General features: G+C 73.5%; 18 protein-coding genes and 1 pseudogene. 10 read left to right on the top strand and 9 right to left on the bottom strand.

The window, feature by feature from the left end:
• Positions 1-125 precede the first annotated feature (125 nt).
• The 4 genes from DKL51_RS29110 to DKL51_RS29095 all read left to right on the top strand — a co-directional run bounded on the left by DKL51_RS29110 (position 126) and on the right by DKL51_RS29095 (position 4,041).
• Positions 126-1,541 (top strand): M16 family metallopeptidase, encoded by a 1,416-nt coding sequence (locus tag DKL51_RS29110; RefSeq protein ID WP_438819680.1) that lies wholly within the window; start codon positions 126-128, stop codon positions 1,539-1,541.
• A gap of 91 nt (positions 1,542-1,632) precedes the next feature.
• Positions 1,633-2,406 carry a 4-hydroxy-tetrahydrodipicolinate reductase gene (dapB, locus tag DKL51_RS29105; RefSeq protein ID WP_109946271.1) on the top strand — a complete coding sequence of 258 codons (774 nt, stop codon included), beginning with the start codon at positions 1,633-1,635 and terminating at the stop codon, positions 2,404-2,406.
• Between the two features lie 106 nt (positions 2,407-2,512).
• Positions 2,513-3,448 carry a helix-turn-helix domain-containing protein gene (locus DKL51_RS29100; protein ID WP_124812789.1) on the top strand — a complete coding sequence of 312 codons (936 nt, stop codon included), beginning with the start codon at positions 2,513-2,515 and terminating at the stop codon, positions 3,446-3,448.
• 110 nt (positions 3,449-3,558) lie between these two features.
• The gene (locus DKL51_RS29095; RefSeq protein ID WP_109946273.1) at positions 3,559-4,041 is read left to right on the top strand and encodes a GNAT family N-acetyltransferase; all 483 of its coding nucleotides are present in this window, start codon (positions 3,559-3,561) and stop codon (positions 4,039-4,041) included.
• An 83-nt stretch (positions 4,042-4,124) separates the two neighbouring features.
• On the opposite strand, the gene DKL51_RS29090 is transcribed toward DKL51_RS29095, so the two are convergent.
• Both DKL51_RS29090 and DKL51_RS29085 read right to left on the bottom strand, forming a co-directional pair.
• On the bottom strand, positions 4,125-4,670 hold the full coding sequence (locus tag DKL51_RS29090) for an LOG family protein (protein ID WP_109942858.1): 546 nt from the start codon (positions 4,668-4,670) through the stop codon (positions 4,125-4,127).
• Positions 4,671-4,672: 2 nt separating this feature from the next.
• The gene (locus DKL51_RS29085; protein ID WP_109942859.1) at positions 4,673-5,527 is read right to left on the bottom strand and encodes an LOG family protein; all 855 of its coding nucleotides are present in this window, start codon (positions 5,525-5,527) and stop codon (positions 4,673-4,675) included.
• A gap of 156 nt (positions 5,528-5,683) precedes the next feature.
• Here DKL51_RS29085 and DKL51_RS35320 point away from each other — a divergent pair, with 156 nt between their 5' ends.
• A complete protein-coding gene (locus tag DKL51_RS35320; RefSeq protein WP_165823021.1) occupies positions 5,684-5,845 on the top strand; it encodes a hypothetical protein in 162 nt (53 codons plus the stop codon).
• Positions 5,846-5,916: 71 nt separating this feature from the next.
• On the opposite strand, the gene dapE is transcribed toward DKL51_RS35320, so the two are convergent.
• Positions 5,917-6,990, bottom strand: a complete 1,074-nt coding sequence (dapE, locus tag DKL51_RS29080) for a succinyl-diaminopimelate desuccinylase (RefSeq protein ID WP_109942860.1) — start codon at positions 6,988-6,990, stop codon at positions 5,917-5,919.
• A 24-nt stretch (positions 6,991-7,014) separates the two neighbouring features.
• Here dapE and dapD point away from each other — a divergent pair, with 24 nt between their 5' ends.
• From dapD to DKL51_RS29065, 3 genes are all read left to right on the top strand, one after another.
• Positions 7,015-7,974: a 2,3,4,5-tetrahydropyridine-2,6-dicarboxylate N-succinyltransferase gene (gene dapD, locus DKL51_RS29075; protein WP_109942861.1), complete on the top strand. Its 960-nt coding sequence runs from the start codon at positions 7,015-7,017 to the stop codon at positions 7,972-7,974.
• Between the two features lie 14 nt (positions 7,975-7,988).
• Entirely contained in the window at positions 7,989-8,546 is a 558-nt protein-coding gene (locus DKL51_RS29070; RefSeq protein WP_109942862.1) for a sugar O-acetyltransferase, read from the top strand.
• A gap of 87 nt (positions 8,547-8,633) precedes the next feature.
• Positions 8,634-11,237: a hypothetical protein gene (locus tag DKL51_RS29065; RefSeq protein ID WP_109942863.1), complete on the top strand. Its 2,604-nt coding sequence runs from the start codon at positions 8,634-8,636 to the stop codon at positions 11,235-11,237.
• Here the strand turns inward: DKL51_RS29065 and DKL51_RS29060 are convergent.
• The 4 genes from DKL51_RS29060 to DKL51_RS29045 form a co-directional block, all read right to left on the bottom strand.
• Positions 11,214-11,861, bottom strand: coding sequence for a nucleoside/nucleotide kinase family protein (locus tag DKL51_RS29060; RefSeq protein ID WP_109942864.1), 648 nt, complete (start codon positions 11,859-11,861; stop codon positions 11,214-11,216). The genes DKL51_RS29065 and DKL51_RS29060 overlap by 24 nt on opposite strands.
• A complete protein-coding gene (locus DKL51_RS29055) occupies positions 11,861-12,508 on the bottom strand; it encodes an SIMPL domain-containing protein (protein ID WP_109942865.1) in 648 nt (215 codons plus the stop codon). The genes DKL51_RS29060 and DKL51_RS29055 overlap by 1 nt, the downstream gene beginning before the upstream one ends.
• Before the next feature lie 5 nt (positions 12,509-12,513).
• The gene (locus DKL51_RS29050) at positions 12,514-13,539 is read right to left on the bottom strand and encodes a prephenate dehydrogenase (protein ID WP_109942866.1); all 1,026 of its coding nucleotides are present in this window, start codon (positions 13,537-13,539) and stop codon (positions 12,514-12,516) included.
• Between the two features lie 79 nt (positions 13,540-13,618).
• Positions 13,619-14,590 carry a DUF4034 domain-containing protein gene (locus DKL51_RS29045; protein WP_109942867.1) on the bottom strand — a complete coding sequence of 324 codons (972 nt, stop codon included), beginning with the start codon at positions 14,588-14,590 and terminating at the stop codon, positions 13,619-13,621.
• 155 nt (positions 14,591-14,745) lie between these two features.
• Between DKL51_RS29045 and DKL51_RS29040 the strand changes: the two genes are divergently transcribed.
• Positions 14,746-16,587, top strand: a complete 1,842-nt coding sequence (locus DKL51_RS29040) for a M48 family metallopeptidase (protein ID WP_109942868.1) — start codon at positions 14,746-14,748, stop codon at positions 16,585-16,587.
• A 42-nt stretch (positions 16,588-16,629) separates the two neighbouring features.
• Here the strand turns inward: DKL51_RS29040 and dapC are convergent, their stop codons facing one another.
• Positions 16,630-17,739 carry a succinyldiaminopimelate transaminase gene (dapC, locus tag DKL51_RS29035; protein WP_109942870.1) on the bottom strand — a complete coding sequence of 370 codons (1,110 nt, stop codon included), beginning with the start codon at positions 17,737-17,739 and terminating at the stop codon, positions 16,630-16,632.
• Positions 17,736-18,062, bottom strand: coding sequence for a ferredoxin (gene fdxA / locus DKL51_RS29030; protein ID WP_109942869.1), 327 nt, complete (start codon positions 18,060-18,062; stop codon positions 17,736-17,738). The genes dapC and fdxA overlap by 4 nt, the downstream gene beginning before the upstream one ends.
• Positions 18,063-18,140: 78 nt before the next feature.
• Between fdxA and DKL51_RS29025 the strand changes: the two are divergent.
• A pseudogene (locus DKL51_RS29025) lies at positions 18,141-18,385 on the top strand (GNAT family N-acetyltransferase); the annotation flags it as partial.

Here is an 18,385-nt window from a genome sequence, read left to right as displayed (position 1 = left end):
GGGTCGTCGGTCAGCGTGCGGGTGACCGCCCGGGCCGACCCGCCGGCCCGGCCGGGTTGCGACCCGGTGGCGTGCCGGACGGCGCCGGACGGGCCCACCCCTCGTCGAACTGAGAGCAGGTTTCCGTGAGTCGGGCCCAGCGTTCGTCTTTTCCTGCGGATCGACGGGGGGTGGGCCCGTCCGGCGCCGTCCGGCACGCCACCGGGTCGCAACCCGGCCGGGCCGGCGGGTCGGCCCGGGCGGTCACCCGCACGCTGACCGACGACCCGCTGGGCGGCACGGTACGCCGTACCGTGCTGCCCAGCGGGTTGCGGGTGCTCACCGAGGCGATCCCGGCGATGCGCAGCGTCTCGTTCGGCATCTGGGTGGCGGTCGGCTCGCGCGACGAGACCGGCCCGCAGGGCGGCGCCGCGCACTTCCTGGAGCATCTGCTCTTCAAGGGCACCCGCAAGCGCACCGCGCTGGACATCTCCTCGGAGATCGAGGCGGTGGGGGGCGAGACGAACGCCTTCACCACGAAGGAATACACCACCTACTACGCCCGGGTGCTGGACGAGGACCTGCCGCTGGCCATCGACGTGATGTGCGACCTCGTCGCCGACTCGGTGCTGGAGGCGGCCGACGTCGAGACCGAGCGCGCCGTCATCCTCGAAGAGATCGCCATGCACGACGACGAGCCGGGTGACGAGGTGCACGACCTCTTCGCCCGCGCCGTCTACGGTGACCACCCGCTCGGCCGGCTGATCTCCGGCACCGAGGAGACGGTCACCCCGATGACCCGGCGGCAGATCCAGAGCTTCTACCGCCGTCGCTACACCGCGCCGGAGATCGTCATCGCCGCCGCCGGCAACCTCGACCACGCCGCCGTGGTCAAGCTGGTCCGCCAGGCGCTGCGCGGCACCCCGCTGGACGCCGAGCCGGCCGCGCCGGCACCGCGCCGTCCGGAAACCCCGGCGGTACGCACCAAGCCGGCCGCCACCCTGGTCGAGCCGAAGGAGACCGAGCAGGCGCACGTCATCCTCGGCTGCCCCGGCATCGACCGAACCGACGAGCGGCGCTTCGCCCTCGGGGTGCTCAACAACGTCCTCGGCGGCGGCATGTCGAGCCGGCTGTTCCAGGAGATCCGCGAGCGGCGCGGCCTGGCCTACTCGGTCTACTCCTACGCCAGCCAGTACGCCGACAGCGGCCTCTTCGCCGTCTACGCCGGCTGCGCCCCGGGCAAGGTGGACGAGGTGCTGGAGCTGACCCGGGCCGAGCTGGCCCGGGTGGCCGCCGACGGGATCACCGAGGACGAGCTGGCCCGTGGCAAGGGCATGTCGAAGGGCTCCTTCGTGCTCGGCTTGGAGGACACCGGCTCCCGGATGAGCCGGCTGGCCAAGGGTGAGCTGCTCTACGGCGACCTGATGCCGGTGGACGAGCTGCTCGCCCGGGTCGACGCGGTGACCCTGGAGGACGTCAACGCGCTGGCCGCCGACCTGCTCGGCCGCCCGATGTCGCTGGCGGTCGTCGGCCCCTTCGGTGAGAACGACTTCTCCGCCTGACCCGTGAAACTGTGCGCTTCCAAGGGGCGGGCGGGGACGCGCTGTGGGACGGTCGGCGTGACCTCGTCCCGATTGGGATAGGTTGTGGCCCGTGACTGACGAGCAGGAGAAGAACCCGGCCGAGCCCATCCGGGTCGGCGTGCTGGGTGCCCGGGGCCGGATGGGCGCGGAGGTGTGCAAGGCGGTCGACGCGGCCGCCGACATGGACCTCGTCGCGATGGTCGACCAGGGCGACTGGCTGTTCAACGCCTCCGACGCCGGGGCCGAGGTGGTCGTCGACTTCACCACCCCCGATGTCGTCATGGACAACCTGCACTGGTGCATCGACCAGGGCATCAACGCCGTGGTGGGCACCACCGGCTTCACCGAGCAGCGGCTGGAGCGGGTGCGGAGCTGGTTGGAGCGGAAGCCCGGCGTCGGCGTGGTGATCGCCCCGAACTTCGGCATCGGGGCGGTGCTGATGATGCAGTTCGCCGCCCGGGCGGCCCGGCACTTCGAGTCGGTCGAGATCATCGAGCAGCACCACCCGCGCAAGCTGGACGCGCCCAGCGGCACGGCGACCCACACCGCGCGGCTGATTGCGGAGGCCCGCGTCGCGGCCGGGCTGGGCCCGTCGCCGGACGCCACCAAGGACGAGGTGCCGGGTGCGCGCGGCGCCGAGATCGACGGGGTGCGGGTCCACGCGGTCCGGGCCACCGGGTTGGTCGCCCACCAGGAGGTGCTCTTCGGCACCACCGGGGAGACGCTGACGATCCGGCACGACTCGTACGACCGGGCCTCCTTCATGCCCGGCGTGCTGCTGGCCGTGCGCGCGGTGCGCAACCGTCCCGGCCTGACCGTCGGCCTGGACGCCCTGCTCGACTGAGCGATCGGCGGCCCTGGCCCCCTTTCACCTGCGCCCGCATGGAGACGGCGGCAGGTCCGCAACGGCGATCAAGCCCGGTGCCCGGCCGTGGGTGCACGCTGTACCCATGACCAACACGGATGGGCTCACCGGCCTCCTCGACTGGCTGCAGGTCGGCTTGGACGACCCGGAGACCAGCGCGACGGAGCTCGCTGCCCGCGCCCATCTGTCGCGTTTCCACTTCGACCGGCTGATCGCGGCCGCGACCGGTGAACCGCCGGGCGCCCTGCGGCGCCGACTGCTGTTGGAGCGGGCGGCCCACCGGCTCACCACCAGCGACCGCACCGTCCTCGACATCGCTGTCGAGGCCGGGTACGGCTCGCACGAGGCGTTCACCCGCGCCTTCCTGCGCGCCTACGGCGTGACGCCGACGGGCGTCCGGCGTCGCAGGCCGCTCACCTTTCGGGAGCTGGAGTTGCCCTGCCCCAGCGGCGTCCACTTCCAACCGCCCGGCGGGCTGCGGCTGCCGGCGACGCACGAGGAGACTCCGATGAACGTCCTGCAGCACCTGGTCGACCACCATGTCGACACGCTCACCGCCATCATCGACCGTGCCGCCACCCTCGACGACGAGGTCCTCGACCGGCCCGTCACGGTCTCGGTCGAGACCATCGACGATCGGCCGACCCTCCGCTCGTTGATCAACGCGATGGTCACGCAGGAGGAGCACTGGCTCTCGGCGCTGCGTGGCGGCGCCTGGCCCGACGAGAGCGACCGGTCCATCAGCGGACTGGCGGCCCGGCACGAGAGCGCCGGGCGCGACTACCGGGCCTTCGTCGCCCACACGCTGGCCGCCGGGACCCTCGCCGACACGTTCGTCGACACCACCTGTGCCCCGCCGACCACCCACACCCTCGGCGGCACCATCGGCCACGTGATCACCTTCGCTGCGGTCCGCCGTACCCTCGCCATCGGCGCCCTGCACACCGCCGGCATCACCGACCTCGGTGCCGGCGACCCGCGCCCCTTCCTGGACGCGAAGGCGGGAGCCACCACCGGCTGACCGACCCGTGCCACCGAGCGATCTCCTCGCCGGCGCGGCCGGGGAGCCGGGCGGGACGATCCCGACCGAAACGGGTCGCCCGGCCGCGGGCGGCAGCCTAGGCTCGCTTGGTGATCGATTCTGGGCTCAGCGACCGGGCCGGTCGTCACGTCACGCTCCGCCCCGTGAACGACGACAACTGGCGGGCCGTGGCGGATGTCGCGCCCCGCGACGACCAGCGCCGCTGGGTGCCCGCCCTGGCGGCCCGCTACCTGGTGCTGAGCACGCGCTCCAAGGTCTGGACCTCGCTCGCCGTGGTCGCCGACGAGACGGTGGTCGGGCACATCATGTGGGGCGTGGACGTGGACGGCTCCCGGTGGATCGGCGGCATGATGGTCGACGCCGCCGAGCAGGACCGGGGCGTCGGGCGGGCCGCCGTCCGTACGCTCGCCGACTGGTTGGCGTCGCAGGACGGCGGCAGTGTGGTGCGGCTGTCGTACCACCCGGACAACACCGCCGCCGCCGCCCTCTACACCTCGATCGGCTTCGTGCCCACCGGCGCCATGGAGGACGACGAGATCGTCGCCGAACTCTCCCCGACCTCTCCCGCCTGACCCCGCGTGATCATGAAGTTGTCGCCACGACACGCCGACATCGACGGTCATAACTTCATGATCAACGGGCGGCGGCGACGGGGTCAGGTGAGGCGGGATTCGAGGGCGTCGAGGGCGGCGGGGACGGAGTCGACGACGGTGAGCAGGTCGAGGCCGGCGGGCTTGAGGAAGTGCCGGTCGGCGAGGCTGTGCAGCCAGTCGACCAGCGGACGGTAGAAGCCTTCGGCATCGACCAGCACCATCGGCTTGGCGTGTATGGCGAGCGTGGCGGTGGTCCACACCTCGAAGAGCTCGTCCAGGGTGCCGAGCCCGCCCGGCAGGGTGAGGAAGGCGTCCGACTTCTCGATCATCAACGTCTTGCGGCTGGCCATCCCGTCGGTGACCAGCAGCTCGTCGGAGGCCAGGTCGGCGACCTCCAGGTCGACCAGGGCCTGCGGGATCACGCCGAGGGTGGGTCCGCCGGCGGATCGAGCGCCGTCCGCCACCGCGCCCATCATCCCGACGCAACCACCGCCGCTGACCAGTGTGTGACCCCGCCGGGCGAGCTCCGCCCCGGTCTCCGCCGCCAGGTCCAGCCAGCGTTGGTCGAGGGTACGGGAGGACGCGCAGAACACGCAGATCGCCGCCACGGTCAGCCCTTTCCGCCCTCGTCGGCGGCGGCCCGCTGATCCGCCTCGGTACGCGCCACCGCCTCCTCGCGGATCGCCTCCTGCTCGGCGGAGAGCACCGCCTCGGCCTCCACGATGTGCCGGACCGCGTCGTTGACGTCGTCGGTGAGGCAGATCAGCTCCAGGTCCACCGGGCCGATCTTCCCCTCGGCGGCCATGGTGTCCCGCAGCCAGTCGATCAGGCCGCCCCAGTAGTCGACGCCCATCAGCACCACCGGAAAGCGGGTGACCTTGCCGGTCTGCACCAGGGTGAGCGCCTCGAACAGCTCGTCCATGGTGCCGAAGCCGCCGGGCAGCACCACGAACGCCTGGGCGTACTTGACGAACATCGTCTTGCGGGCGAAGAAGTACCGGAAGTCGATGGCCAGGTCAACCCAGTCGTTGAGGCCCTGCTCGAACGGCAGCTCGATGCCGAGCCCGACGGAGAGCCCGCCCGCCTCGCTGGCGCCCCGGTTGGCCGCCTCCATCACGCCCGGGCCGCCGCCGGTGATCACCGCGTACCCGGCCCGGGCCAGGGCGGCGCCCAACTGCTCGGCCATTCGGCACTCCGGGCTGTCCGGCTTGCTGCGGGCCGAACCGAAGACGCTGACCGCGGGCGGCAGGTCGGCCAGGGTGTCGAAGCCCTCGACGAACTCCGACAGGATCCGCAGCGCCCGCCAGGCGTCCTTGGTCTTCCAGTCGCCGCGCCCGCGCGAATCCAGCAACCGCTGGTCGGCGGTGCTGGTGGGGATGGCGCCGCGGCGGAGCGTGACAGCGCCCCGGTGCCGCTCCCGTCCCGGGTCGCGGCCGGGCTGCTGGCGCCCGTGGCTCTCGCTCATGGGAGCCACCGTAGTGGAGCCGGGGCCACGGGGTGTGCGGCCGGGCGAGCCGGCGAATTTTGTTCGCGATCTTGGGCAACTAATTCCGTCGCCCGTACGTCTTACTATTCACCTACGGGGTATGCCCCGGCGCGCGCCTTCGGGGGAGGAGCAAGCGTGATCAGCAACAACGAGAGGGTCCGGATCCGCCGGCAGATGCAGCGACGGATCCGCGACGTGGTGGCGGAGCGCCGCCGCGCCCGCCAGCTGGAGGCCCACACCACCGACCTCACCGGCGAGCCCACCGAGACGGAGGCGTCCCTCGCGACGACCGGCTGACCGGGCCACCGGGTGACCTGTCAGGAGGTCTGCGTCCACCGACGCAGACCTCCTGACCGCATTCGGGCCGATCAGGCGGACGCCAGCCAGCGGTGCAGCGTCGCCGCTCCGTCCCGGATCTTGGTGAGCTCCACGTGCTCGTCCTTGTGGTGGGCCAGGTTGGGGTCGCCCGGGCCGAAGTTCAGCGCCGGGATGCCCATCGCCGCGAACCGGGCCACGTCCGTCCAGCCCAGCTTGCCGATCGGCGCGGCGCCGACCGCGGCCAGGAACTCCTGCGCCGGGGGCGCGTCCAGCCCGGGCGGGGCGCCGGCCGCCGCATCGGTCACCTCGAGGTCGAAGCCGGCGAAGACCTCCCGCAGGTGCGCCTCCGCCGCCGCCGGGTCGCGGTCCGGGGCGTACCGGTAGTTGATCTCGATGTCGCAGCGGTCGGGGATGACGTTGCCGGCCACCCCGCCGGTGATCCGGACCGCGTTCAGCCCCTCGCGGTAGTCGCAACCGTCGATGGTGACCCGCCGCGCCTCGTACGCCGTCAGGCGGCGCAGCACCTCGCCGGCGCCGTGGATGGCGTTCACCCCGTGCCAGGACCGCGCCGCGTGGGCCCGCTCGCCATGGGTGGTGACGACCGCCCGCATGGTGCCCTGGCAGCCGGCCTCGACGATCCCGTACGTCGGCTCGAGCAGCACCGCGAAGTCCGCCTCCAGCCACTCCGGGTGCGCTGCGGCGACCAGGGTGAGCCCGTTGTACTTCGACTCGATCTCCTCGGCCTCGTAGAAGAAGTACGTCACGTCGTAGCGCGGGTCGGGCAGGGTCACCGCGAGGTGCAGCGCGAACGCCACCCCGGACTTCATGTCGGAGGTGCCGCAGCCATACATCAGGTCGCCGCGCATGGTCGACGGGAAGTTGTTGTTCAGCGGGACCGTGTCCAGGTGGCCGGCGAGCACCACCCGCTGCTCCCGCCCCAGGTCGGTACGCGCCATCACCGTGTTGCCGTGCCGGAACGTGGTCAGGTGCGGCACGCGCCGCAGCACCTGCTCCACGCAGTCGGCGATCGCCTTCTCGTTGAGGGAGACGGACTCTATGTCGACCAGGGCACGGGTCAGCGCCACCGGATCAGCCAAGACCTCGGGGGTCAGCGGGTTCTCCATGGTTGGCACGGTACCGTCACAATCGTGACGACCGCACAGTCTGCCTGGGGCATCGGCCTGGCCACCGTTACCGCTGACGATCAGGTGCTGGACACCTGGTACCCGACCGGCAAGCTGGGACTCGGCGAGCTGCCGCTGGTCCCCGGCGAGGAGCAGGCCGACGTGCTCGACCTGCCGCCGGGCGCGATCGGCGAGCGGGCGCTGCCGGGTCTGCGGACGGTCGAGGTGACCACCGTGATCGGCTCGCTGGACGACCCGATCAAGGACGCGTCCGACGCGTACCTCCGGTTGCACCTGCTCTCCCACCGCCTGGTGCGGCCCAACGAGCTCAACCTCGACGGGATCTTCGGCAAGCTGGCCAACGTCGCCTGGACCTCGGCCGGGCCGTGCCCGCCGGAGCGGGTGGACGAGCTGCGGGTGATCGAGCGGGCCGCCGGCCGCCACCTGGCCGTCTACGGGGTGGACAAGTTCCCCCGGATGACCGACTACGTGGTCCCGTCCGGCGTGCGGATCGCCGACGCGGACCGGGTGCGGCTCGGGGCGCACCTGGCTGCCGGCACCACCGTCATGCACGAGGGCTTCGTGAACTTCAACGCCGGCACGCTGGGCACGTCGATGGTCGAGGGGCGGATCGTGCAGGGCGTGCTGGTCGGCGACGGCTCCGACATCGGCGGCGGCGCCTCGATCATGGGCACCCTTTCCGGCGGCGGCACCGAGAAGGTCAGCATCGGCGAGCGGAGCCTGATCGGCGCGAACGCCGGCGTGGGCATCTCGCTCGGCGACGACTGCGTGGTCGAGGCGGGCTGCTACGTCACCGCCGCCTCGAAGATCACCCTGCCGGACGGCCGGGTGGTCAAGGCCCGCGAGCTCTCCGGCGTGGACGGCCTGCTGTTCTGGCGCAACTCGGTCACCGGTGCGCTGGAGGCGAAGACGCGTACCGGCCGGGGCATCGAGCTGAACGCCGCCCTGCACGCCAACGACTGACGCCGGCGCGCACGATGGGCGCGATGCGGGACCGGATGCTCGCCGGCGAGCCGTACATCGCCGACGACCCGGAGATCGTCGCCGACCTGGACCGGGCCGCCCGGCTGACCGAGCGCTTCAACCGCAGCGCGGCCGACGATCCGGAGGGGCGGCTCGCCGCGCTGCGGGAGCTGCTCGGCTCGGTCGGCGAGGACACCTGGGTCCGGCCGCCGTTCCATTGCGACTACGGCTGGCAGACCCACCTGGGCCCGCGCTGCTTCGTCAACGTCAACGCGGTCTTCCTGGACGTCGCCCGGATCACCATCGGCGCGGACGTCCAGATCGGACCGAACGTCCAGCTCCTCGCCGCCACCCACCCCGTCGAGGCGGAGCCCCGGCGGGCCAAGTGGGAGGCGGCGAAGCCGATCACCATCGGGGACAACGTCTGGCTCGGCGGCGGGGTGATCGTGCTGGCCGGGGTGACGATCGGCGACAACACCGTGGTCGGTGCCGGCGCGGTGGTGACCAGGGACCTGCCGGCGAACGTGGTCGCCGTCGGCAACCCGGCGCGGGTGGTACGGGAACTCGCCTGAACAGGGTGGACAACTCCATCGGCGAGTAGCAATATCGATGCCTTCAGGAGCACTCTTAGTAGTGACTCCGTAACTGGGAGGCACCAAATGGCCGGCCGGGTCCTCGAACTTCGCGTGCACGGGGTGTCCAACACCCCCCCGGCCCAGACCCTCGGCCTGACACCCGAACCCGGGGACGACGACCCCGAGCCGTGGCTGGTCGCCGGCGACGAGGTGACCGGCTTCTACCGCCCCACCGACCCCGAACCGGACGACCCGATCGTCGTCGAGGCGTACAGCTGGGGACAGCTGACCTCGGGCGCGCGGACCGCCCGGGACGTCGAACGCGCCCTCTGGACGCTGCTCCTGCCGTTCACCCTGGCCAACGTCGCCCTGCACGCCCGTCCCGGCATCCCGCCCGACCCCGACCGGGAGCGCTGGGGCAGCCGGTCCGGAATCACCGCCTGGCTGATCCGGCTGTTCTGCCTCAGCCTGACCGGGACGCTGGTCCTCGCCGCCACCGGCATCGGCGTCGACCTGATCGGGTGGCAGTGCGTGGACGACGACTGCCTGGGGCGGATCCCCGGCCCATGGGAGTTCCTCGGCCACGGCTGGTGGCACGAGGCCGGCCACGCGCTCGCCGTCGGGCTGCTCGTACCCCTCGGCCTGCTGGCCGGGCTCGGCCTGCTCGCCTGGCGCACCTACCAGTACGAGGCGGAGATGCCGGCCGAGCCCGGCGGGCCGGCAACCGACCCCACGCCCGGCCTCGACGACCCGCCGGACGAGCAGACCTGCTGCCCGCCGCCCACCGAGATCCTCACCAACCCGCTCCAGGACCCCACCTTCTGGTGCGGCGAGGGTCAGCTGCGCCGGGCCGCCGTCCTGCACCTCTGCACCGGGGCGGTCACCGCCGCCGGGGTGGCGCTCGGCGCGGTGCTCGCGGTGGACCCACCGCAGGGACTGCGGGCCGCCCTCGCCTGGCTGACCGTGACCCTGCTCGCCGCCCCCGTGGCGATCGCCGTGGTGGCCCTGGGCCGGCCCTGGCTCACCCGGCGGGCCGGCGACACGCCGCTCGGGCCGTGGAGTTTCGCCGTCGTCGTGCTCACCGGCGCCGGACTGGCCGGGACGATCCTGCTCCTGCTGCTGCCCGACGGACCGGCCGGCACCCCGCTCGTGCAGCTCCGCCCACCGCCCGGCTGCGGCCGCCACCCCGCCATCCCCGGCTGCGGCGCGGACCGCTCACTGCCCGGGTACGACTGGGTCATTGCCTGGTTCGGCACCAGCCAGGTGCTCCTGCTCGTCGCCATCGGCGCGGTCGCCCGCTCCGGTCGGCACGCCCTCGCCGCGCCCCTCGGCGCCGGGATGCTCCTGGCCGGCGGGGTGGCCTGGATCTCCGGCCGGCTGCCCGGCATGCCGTCGGCCCCCGGCGGGCTCAAGGTCTGGATGCTCGCCGTCCCGGTCGCCGCGGTGGCCGGGGCCGGTCTGCTGCTGCCCCGCACCGGGCCGGCGGTGGAGGCCGGACCCCCCGACGACCACACCGACCTGGCCTGGAACGGCCGCGCCCCGGCGCTCATCGCCGGCTTCGGCTGGCTGCTGGCCATCGCCTACTGCTCCGGGCTGTTCTACTGGGTCATCGACCGGCTCAACGACGGTGCCGCGCCGAACCCGGCGGTGCTCCCGCCGGTGCCGGTGATGTGGGCCGGGCTCGCCTTCGCCGTCGCGCTGCTCGCGCTGATCCCCATCGCCGCCCACGCCGGCCTGCTCTTCGGCCAGCTGCGCCGGGAGGAGTACGCCGAGCTGACCGCCGACGGCAGCAGCCTCTCCGCGCACGACCTGCGCCGGTGCCGCGACGTCAGCGTCTTCCGGGCGCTGCACCGGCTGGTCGGCGAGCATGCCATCCGGCTCACCGGCTGGTACGCCGGGGCGGCCGCGGTGCTCGCCGCCCTCGGCTGCGCGGTCGCCCTCTCCCACGTCCGTCCGCATCCGCCGTCGGCCACCGGATGGTGGGGCCCGGTGAAGCTGGTCGCGGATGCGGGCGACTGGCTGCTCGGCTGGCTCCCGGTGGCGATCGCCGCCGTCGGCCTGCTCGTCTACCGCAACGAGACCGTCCGGCGCACCGTCGGAGTGCTCTGGGACGTCGGCACCTTCTGGCCCCGGGCCGCGCACCCGCTCGCCCCGCCCAGCTACGCCGAACGGGCCGTGCCCGAGCTGCAGACCCGCACCGCCGGGCTGCTCGCCCTCGCCGAACACGACCCCCGGCGGGTGGAGGGCATCATCCTCTCCGGACACAGCCAGGGCACGGTGATCTGCGCGGCGGTGATCCTCCAGCTACCAGAGCGGTGGCGCCAACGGATCTGGTTCTTCTCGTACGGCTGCCAGCTCACCCGGCTCTACGGTCGGGTCTTCCCGGCGTACTTCGGGCCGAACCGGCTGCCGACGCTCGCCCGGGCGCTGAGCGGCCCCGCCGCCGACACCCAGTGGACCAACTTCTGGCGGGACACCGATCCGCTCGGCTGGTCGGTTCCGGCCGGGGAAGGTGAGGTGCTGGTCCGCGACCCGGAGGCGCTGCACCCCAGCGGCGGGGAGGTCGCCGACCCGCCGATCCACAACCACAGCGCCTACCCCGACGCCCCCGAGTTCGTGCGGGAACGGGCCCGGGTGGCCCGGCTGCTCCGGCCGAGCGTCCCGTCACCCCGGCGGGCGGTCAGCTAGACGTACCACCAGGTCGGCGTGGATGGCGGTGCCGGCGACCAGCGTGGTGTTGGCCTCGTCGCTGCCCAGCGCCCAGGCCCGGGCCGCCTCCGGTGCCTTCCCGTACGCCTCGTGGCGGGCGGTGAGCCGGCGTATCCGCAGCTCGGCGTCCAGGTCGAGGAACCAGACCTGGTGCAGCAGGGTGCGCACCTCCTCCCACGGATCCTCGCGCAGCAGGAGGTAGTTCCCCTCGGTCACCACCAGCCGGACCTCGGGCGGCACCTCGATCGATCCGGCGATCGGCTCCTCCAGGTCGCGGCGGAACGCCGGCGCCCAGACCGACGTCGGCTCCAGCCGGCGCAGCCGGCGCAACGTCGAGACGAAGCCGTTGGCGTCGAACGTGTCCGGGGCGCCCTTGCGCCCCTCCCGGCCCAACCGGACCAGTGCGGACTGGGCCAGGTGGAAGCCGTCCATCGGCACCAGCCGGGCCAGCGGGCCGACCGCGGCCACGATCCGCTCGGCCAGCGTGGACTTCCCGGCACCCGGCGCACCGGCGATGCCGAGCAGCTGCCGTGGGCCGGAGTCGGCGAGGGCGCGGGCCCGCGCCGCCAGCTCGTCGAAAGGGAGGACCTGCGCCGGTGGCATCAGCCCAGGACCGGCTCGCTGATGGTGAACCGCGCCTCCACCGCCGCCTCAACCGGCTGTGGGCGCGGGTCCAGCTCCAGCTCGGGTGCGGCGCCACCGGCCAGGCCGCCGACCCCACCGCCCGCCCGGGCCAGCAACGGCTCGGCGGCCATCCTGGCGTCGGAGAGCTCCACCAGGGCGGTGACCCGGGCGCCGAGCGCCTCCGCGTACTCCCGGGCGCGGGTCAGCGCGTCGGCGATCGCGGCGTGCCGCGCCTCCCGGTACGCCGGGCTGTCCCGCCGCACCGACCACCACGGGCCGGAGACCTCGACCTGGTCCTGCTCGGCGAGCCGCAGCATCAGCTCGCCGAGGGCGGTGAAGTCGGTGACGGTGACCGTGGTGGAGACGCTGCCGTGGTAGGCGACCACCCGCTCCCCCGACCGTCGGGTCTCCGGCCAGACCCGCAGCTCACCGGTCTCCCGGCGCTCGATGGCCGGCTCCGCCGAGTCGAGCAGCACCCGCACGGCGGCGGCCCGCTCGGCCAGCCGGGTCAGGGCGCTCTCCCGGTCCCGGTCCCGGGCGGTCGCCGTCACCGTGAACCGGGCCAGCTCTGGGGCGACCTCCCGGTACGCCTCGCCGCGTACCGCCACGACCGGTGCGTCCGCCATGCCCCTCACCCTAGTCGGGCGGGGACCGGAAGGTGCCCCGTGTAGGTCACCGCCCCGCCCTGGACGCGGCAGCTCGTCAGGTGGCCGCCGGACGCCCCCAGCTCCCGCAGGTACGCCAGCTCCCCGGCGTGATCGGCGGCGGCCGGGAACTCCCGTTGGTGGGTGGTGAACGCGCGCTCGCCGAGCGCGGCGCGGGCCGACCGTCCCTCGTCGAGCAGGGAGGTGAGCGCCGCGGCGTCACCGGCCCGCAGCGCCTCGGCCAGCTCGTCCAGGACGGCGCGGACCCCCGCCAGCTCGGTCAGCACCCGGTCCCGGTTGCCGAGCAGCATGTTCGCCGTCCGCCGGGGCGGGCCGCCGGCCACGCGGGTGCCGTCGGAAAAGCTGCCGGCGGCGAGGGCCAGCACGGCGTCGCGCAGCGCCGAGCGCTGCGCCGCGCCGGCCAGCGCACCGGCCAGCAGGTGCGGCACGTGCGAGCTGAGCGCCGCCACCGCGTCGTGTTCGGGGGCGGACATGGGCACCACCCGGGCCCGGAAGACGTCGATGACCAGCGCGGCGAGCTGCCGGAACGCGGCCATCCCGTTCGGACCTGGGCAGAGCACCCAGGCTGCGCCGTCGAGCAGCGCCGGTTCGGCGGAGGCGAGGCCCGCCCGGTCGGCGCCCGCCATCGGGTGCCCGGGGACGAACCGGCGCCCGAGCCCCTGCGCGGTGGCGGCCGCGGCGACCTGCGCCTTGGTGCTGCCCACGTCGGTGAGGACGCAACGCTCCTCGGTCGCGGCGGCGACCCGGGTCAGGGTCTCCGAGAGGGTCGGCAACGGACCGCAGAGGAACACCACGTCCCGTCCGGCGACCGCCTCCTCGAGCACGTCCGGACAGAGGATGCCCTGCTCGCGGGCCCGCCGGCGGGTCGCCGGATCCGGGTCCCAGCCGGCCACGTCGAGCCCGGTGTCGCGGAGCCGCAACAGCACCGAGCCGCCGATCAGGCCGGTGCCGACCACCGCAACCCGCACCCGCGCGTCGGCCCTGCCCACCATCGGCCCACCTCGGCGACTGAAGTTCGTACGGGGCCGACCGGCCCCGCCTCGGTCCGGCCGAGGATATCGCCGGGCCGGATCACCCCTGGCCGCCGGTCACCTTCTCCCGCCACTGGGTGAACGGGGCACCCGGGTCGCGGCCGTCGAGGTACGACCAGGGCAGCTCGGTCACCAGGTCCCCGATCGCCCGGAACTGCTCCGCCGCCGCGGCGTGGTCACCGCCCAGCGCGAAGCACATCGCGAAGTTGTTGTGCGGCGCCGGCCAGCCCGGGTACCGCCCGTGCTCGGGGTGGCGCACCGAACGGTCCGCCGCCGAGCGCAGCTCGGCGAGCACCTCGGCCTGCTGCAGGTACTGGTCGTCCTCGCCGTACGGCAGCTTGAGCCACATCTCCAGGTGCGCCATCGAGACGAGGTGCGCCAAACCGCTGGCCGGCGACGCCTCGGCGGCCGTGGTACGGGCGAGGTCGAACATCTCCTCGTGGCTGCCGAACCACTTCGCGCAGCGGTACTGGAGCATCTGCACGTGGGCGTACCGGTGCCAGGGATGCCGGGCGACCACGTCGGCGAAGCGCCGGGCTGCCTCGTCCCGGTCCACCTGCCGACCCCGAGCCGAGGCGACCAGGAAGGCCCGGGCGGTGGTGTCCTCCGGGTCCCGCTCGGCGACCTCGTCCAGGCAGTTCTCCGCGAACGTCAACCGGCGGCGGAACTCGCGGAACTGCTCCTGGCTGGTCCGCGCGGCCCAAGCGCCGCCCCGGGCCTCCCACGCCCAGTGCACCCCGTGCGTCCCCCGGACCAGCAGGGGCAGGGTGGACCGGGGCTCGGCCTCGACCCACTCACCGATCCACTCCTGCACGCCCTGCACCCGGGCCGCCGCGTTCAGGCAGAGGGCGTGGTGGTCCGGGTCGGTGATGGTGAGCAGAACGTCCCGGGCGGTACGCCAGTCCCGCCGGGACAGCGCCTCGTGCAGCGCGTGGGCGGTCGGGTCGCCCATCGCCGGGTCCACCGGCAGCACCGGCCCGCTCTGCTTCGCCTTCCGCCGGAACGGCCACATGTCGCTTCGGTTCCTCTCCCCGTGAACGTCGTCAAGATCGTAGGGGCGGCCCCACGGGGACGGAAGGGGGTTGTCCGCAGGGGATCCACGTCGTACGGTGCCCCGCGCGCCCGCGATCGGACGCGGGCTCTTCGCACGGGGGAAAGGGACCAATCATGTCCGCGACGTACCGGGCGCTCGCCTCGGTGGTCATGTTGATCGGCTTCTACGTCGTCGCACTGCTCCAACTCGCCGCCGTCGTCGCGCTCGGCGTCTGGCTGTTCCAGCACACCAGCGGCGTGGTCACCGGCAAGCTGCTGCTGCCGCTGGTCGTCGCGCTCGGCGCGGTGGCCGTCGGGCTCTGGCGCGCGATCCGTACCAGGAACGAGCCGGCGTCCGGCCTGATCCTCGGCGAGCGGGAGGCGCCGCAGCTCTGGGCCATCGTCCGCGAGCTGGCGGCCGCGGTCGGCACCCGGGCGCCGGACGAGATCCGGCTGGTGCCGGAGGTGAACGCGGCGGTCGGCGAACAGAGCCGGCTGCTCGGCCTGATCGGCGGCCGGCGCACCCTCTACATCGGGCTGCCGCTGCTGCAGGGCATGCGGGTCGACCAGCTCCGCTCGGTGCTCGCGCACGAGCTGGGCCACTACTCGGGCAGCCACACCCGGCTGGGCGGGGTCGCCTACCGGGGCCGCCTGGCCATCGAGGAGACCGTCGATCAGATCAGCCCGCACAACCCCATCGGGTGGGTCTTCAAGGCGTACTCCAAGCTCTACCTGATGGTCGACAACGCCGCCTCCCGCCGACAGGAGCTGGAGGCGGACCGGGCGTCGGTGCAGCTCGCCGGCCACGACGCCGCGACCTCGGCGCTGCGCATGCTGCCCGCCCTCGACGCCGCCTGGTCGTTCTACATGGGCCGCTACGTCGAGCCCGGCTGGTCCGCCGACCTGGCGCCGGACGACCTCTTCGGCGGCTTCGCCCAGCTGCTGCACGCCCGGCGGGACGAGATCGACGAGCTCCGGGAGAACGCCCCGGACCGGCCGCCGTCCCGCTGGGACACCCACCCGCCGGTGCACGTCCGGGTCGCCGCCATGGGTCAGCTCCCGGCCGTGCAGGTGGCGCCGGACGACCGGCCGGCCTGGATCATGCTCGCCGACGTCGCTGGCGCGGGCCGGCAGTTGCAGGGCATCGTGGTCAACCACGGCTCCCGGCGGATCGTGCCGTGGGCCGAGTTCACCGCCGAGTGGGTGGCCACCTCGGTGCAGCAGCAGGCGGACCGGATCTACCGGGCGGCCGGCCGGTTCACCGGGGCGCCGGAGCCGGGCCTGCCGACGGTGCTGGAGCTGGTCCGCAACGGGCGGCTGGGCGAGTTCGCGGAGCAGTTCTTCAGTGGCGCCACCCGGAAGGAGGCGGCGGTCGCCTTCGCCGGGCCGATGGAGACGCTGCTCGACAACGCCGCGGTCCGCTCGGGGCGGGCCCGCTGGCAGCTCTCCTGGTCCGGCCCGGCGCGGCTGGTCGGCCGGTCCGGCGAGCCGTGGGACCTGGCCGAGATCGCCAAGCTTGCGGTCTCCCCCGAGACCCTGGACGAGGCGCTGGTCCGCCTGGCCGAGCTGGGCGTGGACGCCACCCGCGCCACGGTGGTGCAGCGCCGGGCCTCCGCGCGTAACGCGGACCTGATCGGCGCGCTGGCCAACATCAAGATCGACGGCCGGGAGCACGACGTGCTCGTGCTGGACAACGGGCTGATCCTGATCCCCGACCCGGGCAAGTCCAGCGAGGGCGAGAACCGGCTCAAGGCGCTGCTCGGCGCGGCGCCGGTCGGCGAGCTGGCCACCCGCCACCCGTACCTGCCGTACGAGGAGATCCGCTCGGTGACGGTGACGAAGCGGGTACCGCTGAAGGCCGAGCTGACCCTGCACGACGGCCGCGTGGTGCAGGTGCAGGAGTTGATGGCCAGCGAGCTGCTGGAGAAGCACAGCCGGGACACCCTGCTCCGGGTGTTCCAGCGGATCAACGACTGACGACCGGTCGGCCGGCCCCCGGTGGGGCCGGCCGATCGCCGGTCACTGCTCCGCGAGGCGCGCGGCGACCGCCGAGATGTGCTCGTCGGACTCGGTCAGCGCCACCCGGACGTGGCGGGAGCCGGCAGGGCCGTAGAAGACCCCGGCGGCCACCAGGATGCCGCGCCGGGCCAGCCAGTCGACGGTCTCCCAGCAGTCCTCGTCCCGGGTCATCCACAGGTAGAGCCCGGCCTCGGAGTGCTCGATGGTGAAGCCGGCCGCGGCGAACGCCGCCCGGAGCCGCTCCCGGCGGGCCCGGTACCGCTCCCGCTGCGCGTCGGCGTGCGCCTGGTCGTCCAGGGCGGCCACCATCGCGGCCTGCACCGGAGCGGGCACGATCATGCCCGCGTGCTTACGGATCTTGAGCAGCTCGGCCACCAGGGCCGGGTCACCGGCCACGAACCCGGCCCGGTAGCCGGCCAGGTTGGAGCGCTTGGAGAGCGAGTGCACGGCCAGCACCGAGTCGTACGAGCCGCCGCACACCTCGGGCGAGAGCACCGAGACGGGCTCCGCGTCCCAGCCCAGCGGCAGGTAGCACTCGTCGCTGGCGACCACCGCACCCCGCTCGCGGGCCCAGTCGACCACCTTGCGCAGGTGGGTGGCGGGCAGCACCCGGCCGGTCGGGTTGCCGGGCGAGTTGACCCAGACCAGGCGTACCCGGGAGGTGGGGCCGACCGCGGTCAGCGAGTCGGTGCGTACGGTGGTGGCGCCGGCCAGCCGCGCCCCGTCCTCGTACGTCGGGTAGGCGATGGACGGCACCACGACGATGTCACCGGGGCCGATGCCGAGCAGCGTGGGCAGCCAGGCCACCAGCTCCTTGGAGCCGATGGTCGGCAGTACGCCGAGGCCGTTCACGCCGGCGCCGCAGGCCCGGGCGACCCACTCCGCGATGGCCTCCCGCAGCGCGGGGGTACCCGCGGTCAGCGGGTAGCCGGGGGCGTTCGACGCGTCGGCCAGCGCCTGGCGGATCACCGGGGGCACCGGGTCGACCGGCGTACCCATCGAGAGGTTGATCAGACCGTCCGGGTGCGCCGCGGCCTTCGCGGCCGCGGCGTCCAGCGTGTCCCAGGTGAAGTCGGGCAGCCGCGACGAGACCGGCGCGGGCCGGTTCAGTGGCCCTCTTCGCGCGGCGGCTGGGCCGCCACGAACGAGGCGTCCTTCTCCACCTTGCCGATCTTGGAGGCGCCACCGGGCGAGCCCAGGTCCTCGAAGAACTCGTAGTTCGCCCCGGTGTAGTCCTTCCACTGCTCCGGGACGTCGTCCTCGTAGAAGATGGCTTCCACCGGGCAGACCGGCTCACAGGCACCACAGTCGACGCACTCGTCGGGGTGGATGTAGAGCATCCGATTGCCCTCGTAAATGCAGTCGACCGGGCACTCCTCGATGCATGCCTTGTCGAGCACATCCACGCACGGCTCGGCGATGATGTAGGTCACCGGTCTCTCCTCCGCAAGACTCGTCACGATCACCCGCGACGGTAAGAGCCTAGTATCTCGCCGGGGAGGGGGTGCATCGTGCTCCGGCAGCAGGACGTGGGACACCGGATCGTGGTCCGCCGCATTGTGGGGATTCGCGAAGGCCGGCCGCTCTTCTCCGACGCCCTCGGCGAGCTGGTCGAGCTGAGCGAGACGCACATCACTCTGGCCACCGCGCAGGGCCGCCTGCGGGTGCCGGTCGACGAGGTGCACCGCGCCAAACGGGTGCCGCCGGCCCGCCGGCCGACCGCCGCCGCCGTGGTCGCGGTGGAGCTGGCCGCCGA

The organism is Micromonospora globispora, from assembly GCF_003857015.1.
GTDB lineage: Bacteria > Actinomycetota > Actinomycetes > Mycobacteriales > Micromonosporaceae > Micromonospora > Micromonospora globispora.
This window is presented reverse-complemented; position numbering and strand designations above follow the sequence as displayed.

Bases quoted from the DNA above. Each gene is read 5' to 3' on its own strand.
- DKL51_RS29100 (WP_124812789.1), top strand. From the start codon at position 2,513: ATGACCAACACGGATGGGCTCACCGGCCTCCTCGACTGGCTGCAGGTC.
- DKL51_RS29085 (WP_109942859.1), bottom strand. From the start codon at position 5,527: ATGAGCGAGAGCCACGGGCGCCAGCAGCCCGGCCGCGACCCGGGACGG.
- dapE (WP_109942860.1), bottom strand. From the start codon at position 6,990: ATGGAGAACCCGCTGACCCCCGAGGTCTTGGCTGATCCGGTGGCGCTG.
- DKL51_RS29070 (WP_109942862.1), top strand. From the start codon at position 7,989: ATGGGCGCGATGCGGGACCGGATGCTCGCCGGCGAGCCGTACATCGCC.
- DKL51_RS29065 (WP_109942863.1), top strand. From the start codon at position 8,634: ATGGCCGGCCGGGTCCTCGAACTTCGCGTGCACGGGGTGTCCAACACC.
- DKL51_RS29060 (WP_109942864.1), bottom strand. From the start codon at position 11,861: ATGCCACCGGCGCAGGTCCTCCCTTTCGACGAGCTGGCGGCGCGGGCC.
- DKL51_RS29055 (WP_109942865.1), bottom strand. From the start codon at position 12,508: ATGGCGGACGCACCGGTCGTGGCGGTACGCGGCGAGGCGTACCGGGAG.
- DKL51_RS29050 (WP_109942866.1), bottom strand. From the start codon at position 13,539: ATGGTGGGCAGGGCCGACGCGCGGGTGCGGGTTGCGGTGGTCGGCACC.
- DKL51_RS29045 (WP_109942867.1), bottom strand. From the start codon at position 14,590: ATGTGGCCGTTCCGGCGGAAGGCGAAGCAGAGCGGGCCGGTGCTGCCG.
- DKL51_RS29040 (WP_109942868.1), top strand. From the start codon at position 14,746: ATGTCCGCGACGTACCGGGCGCTCGCCTCGGTGGTCATGTTGATCGGC.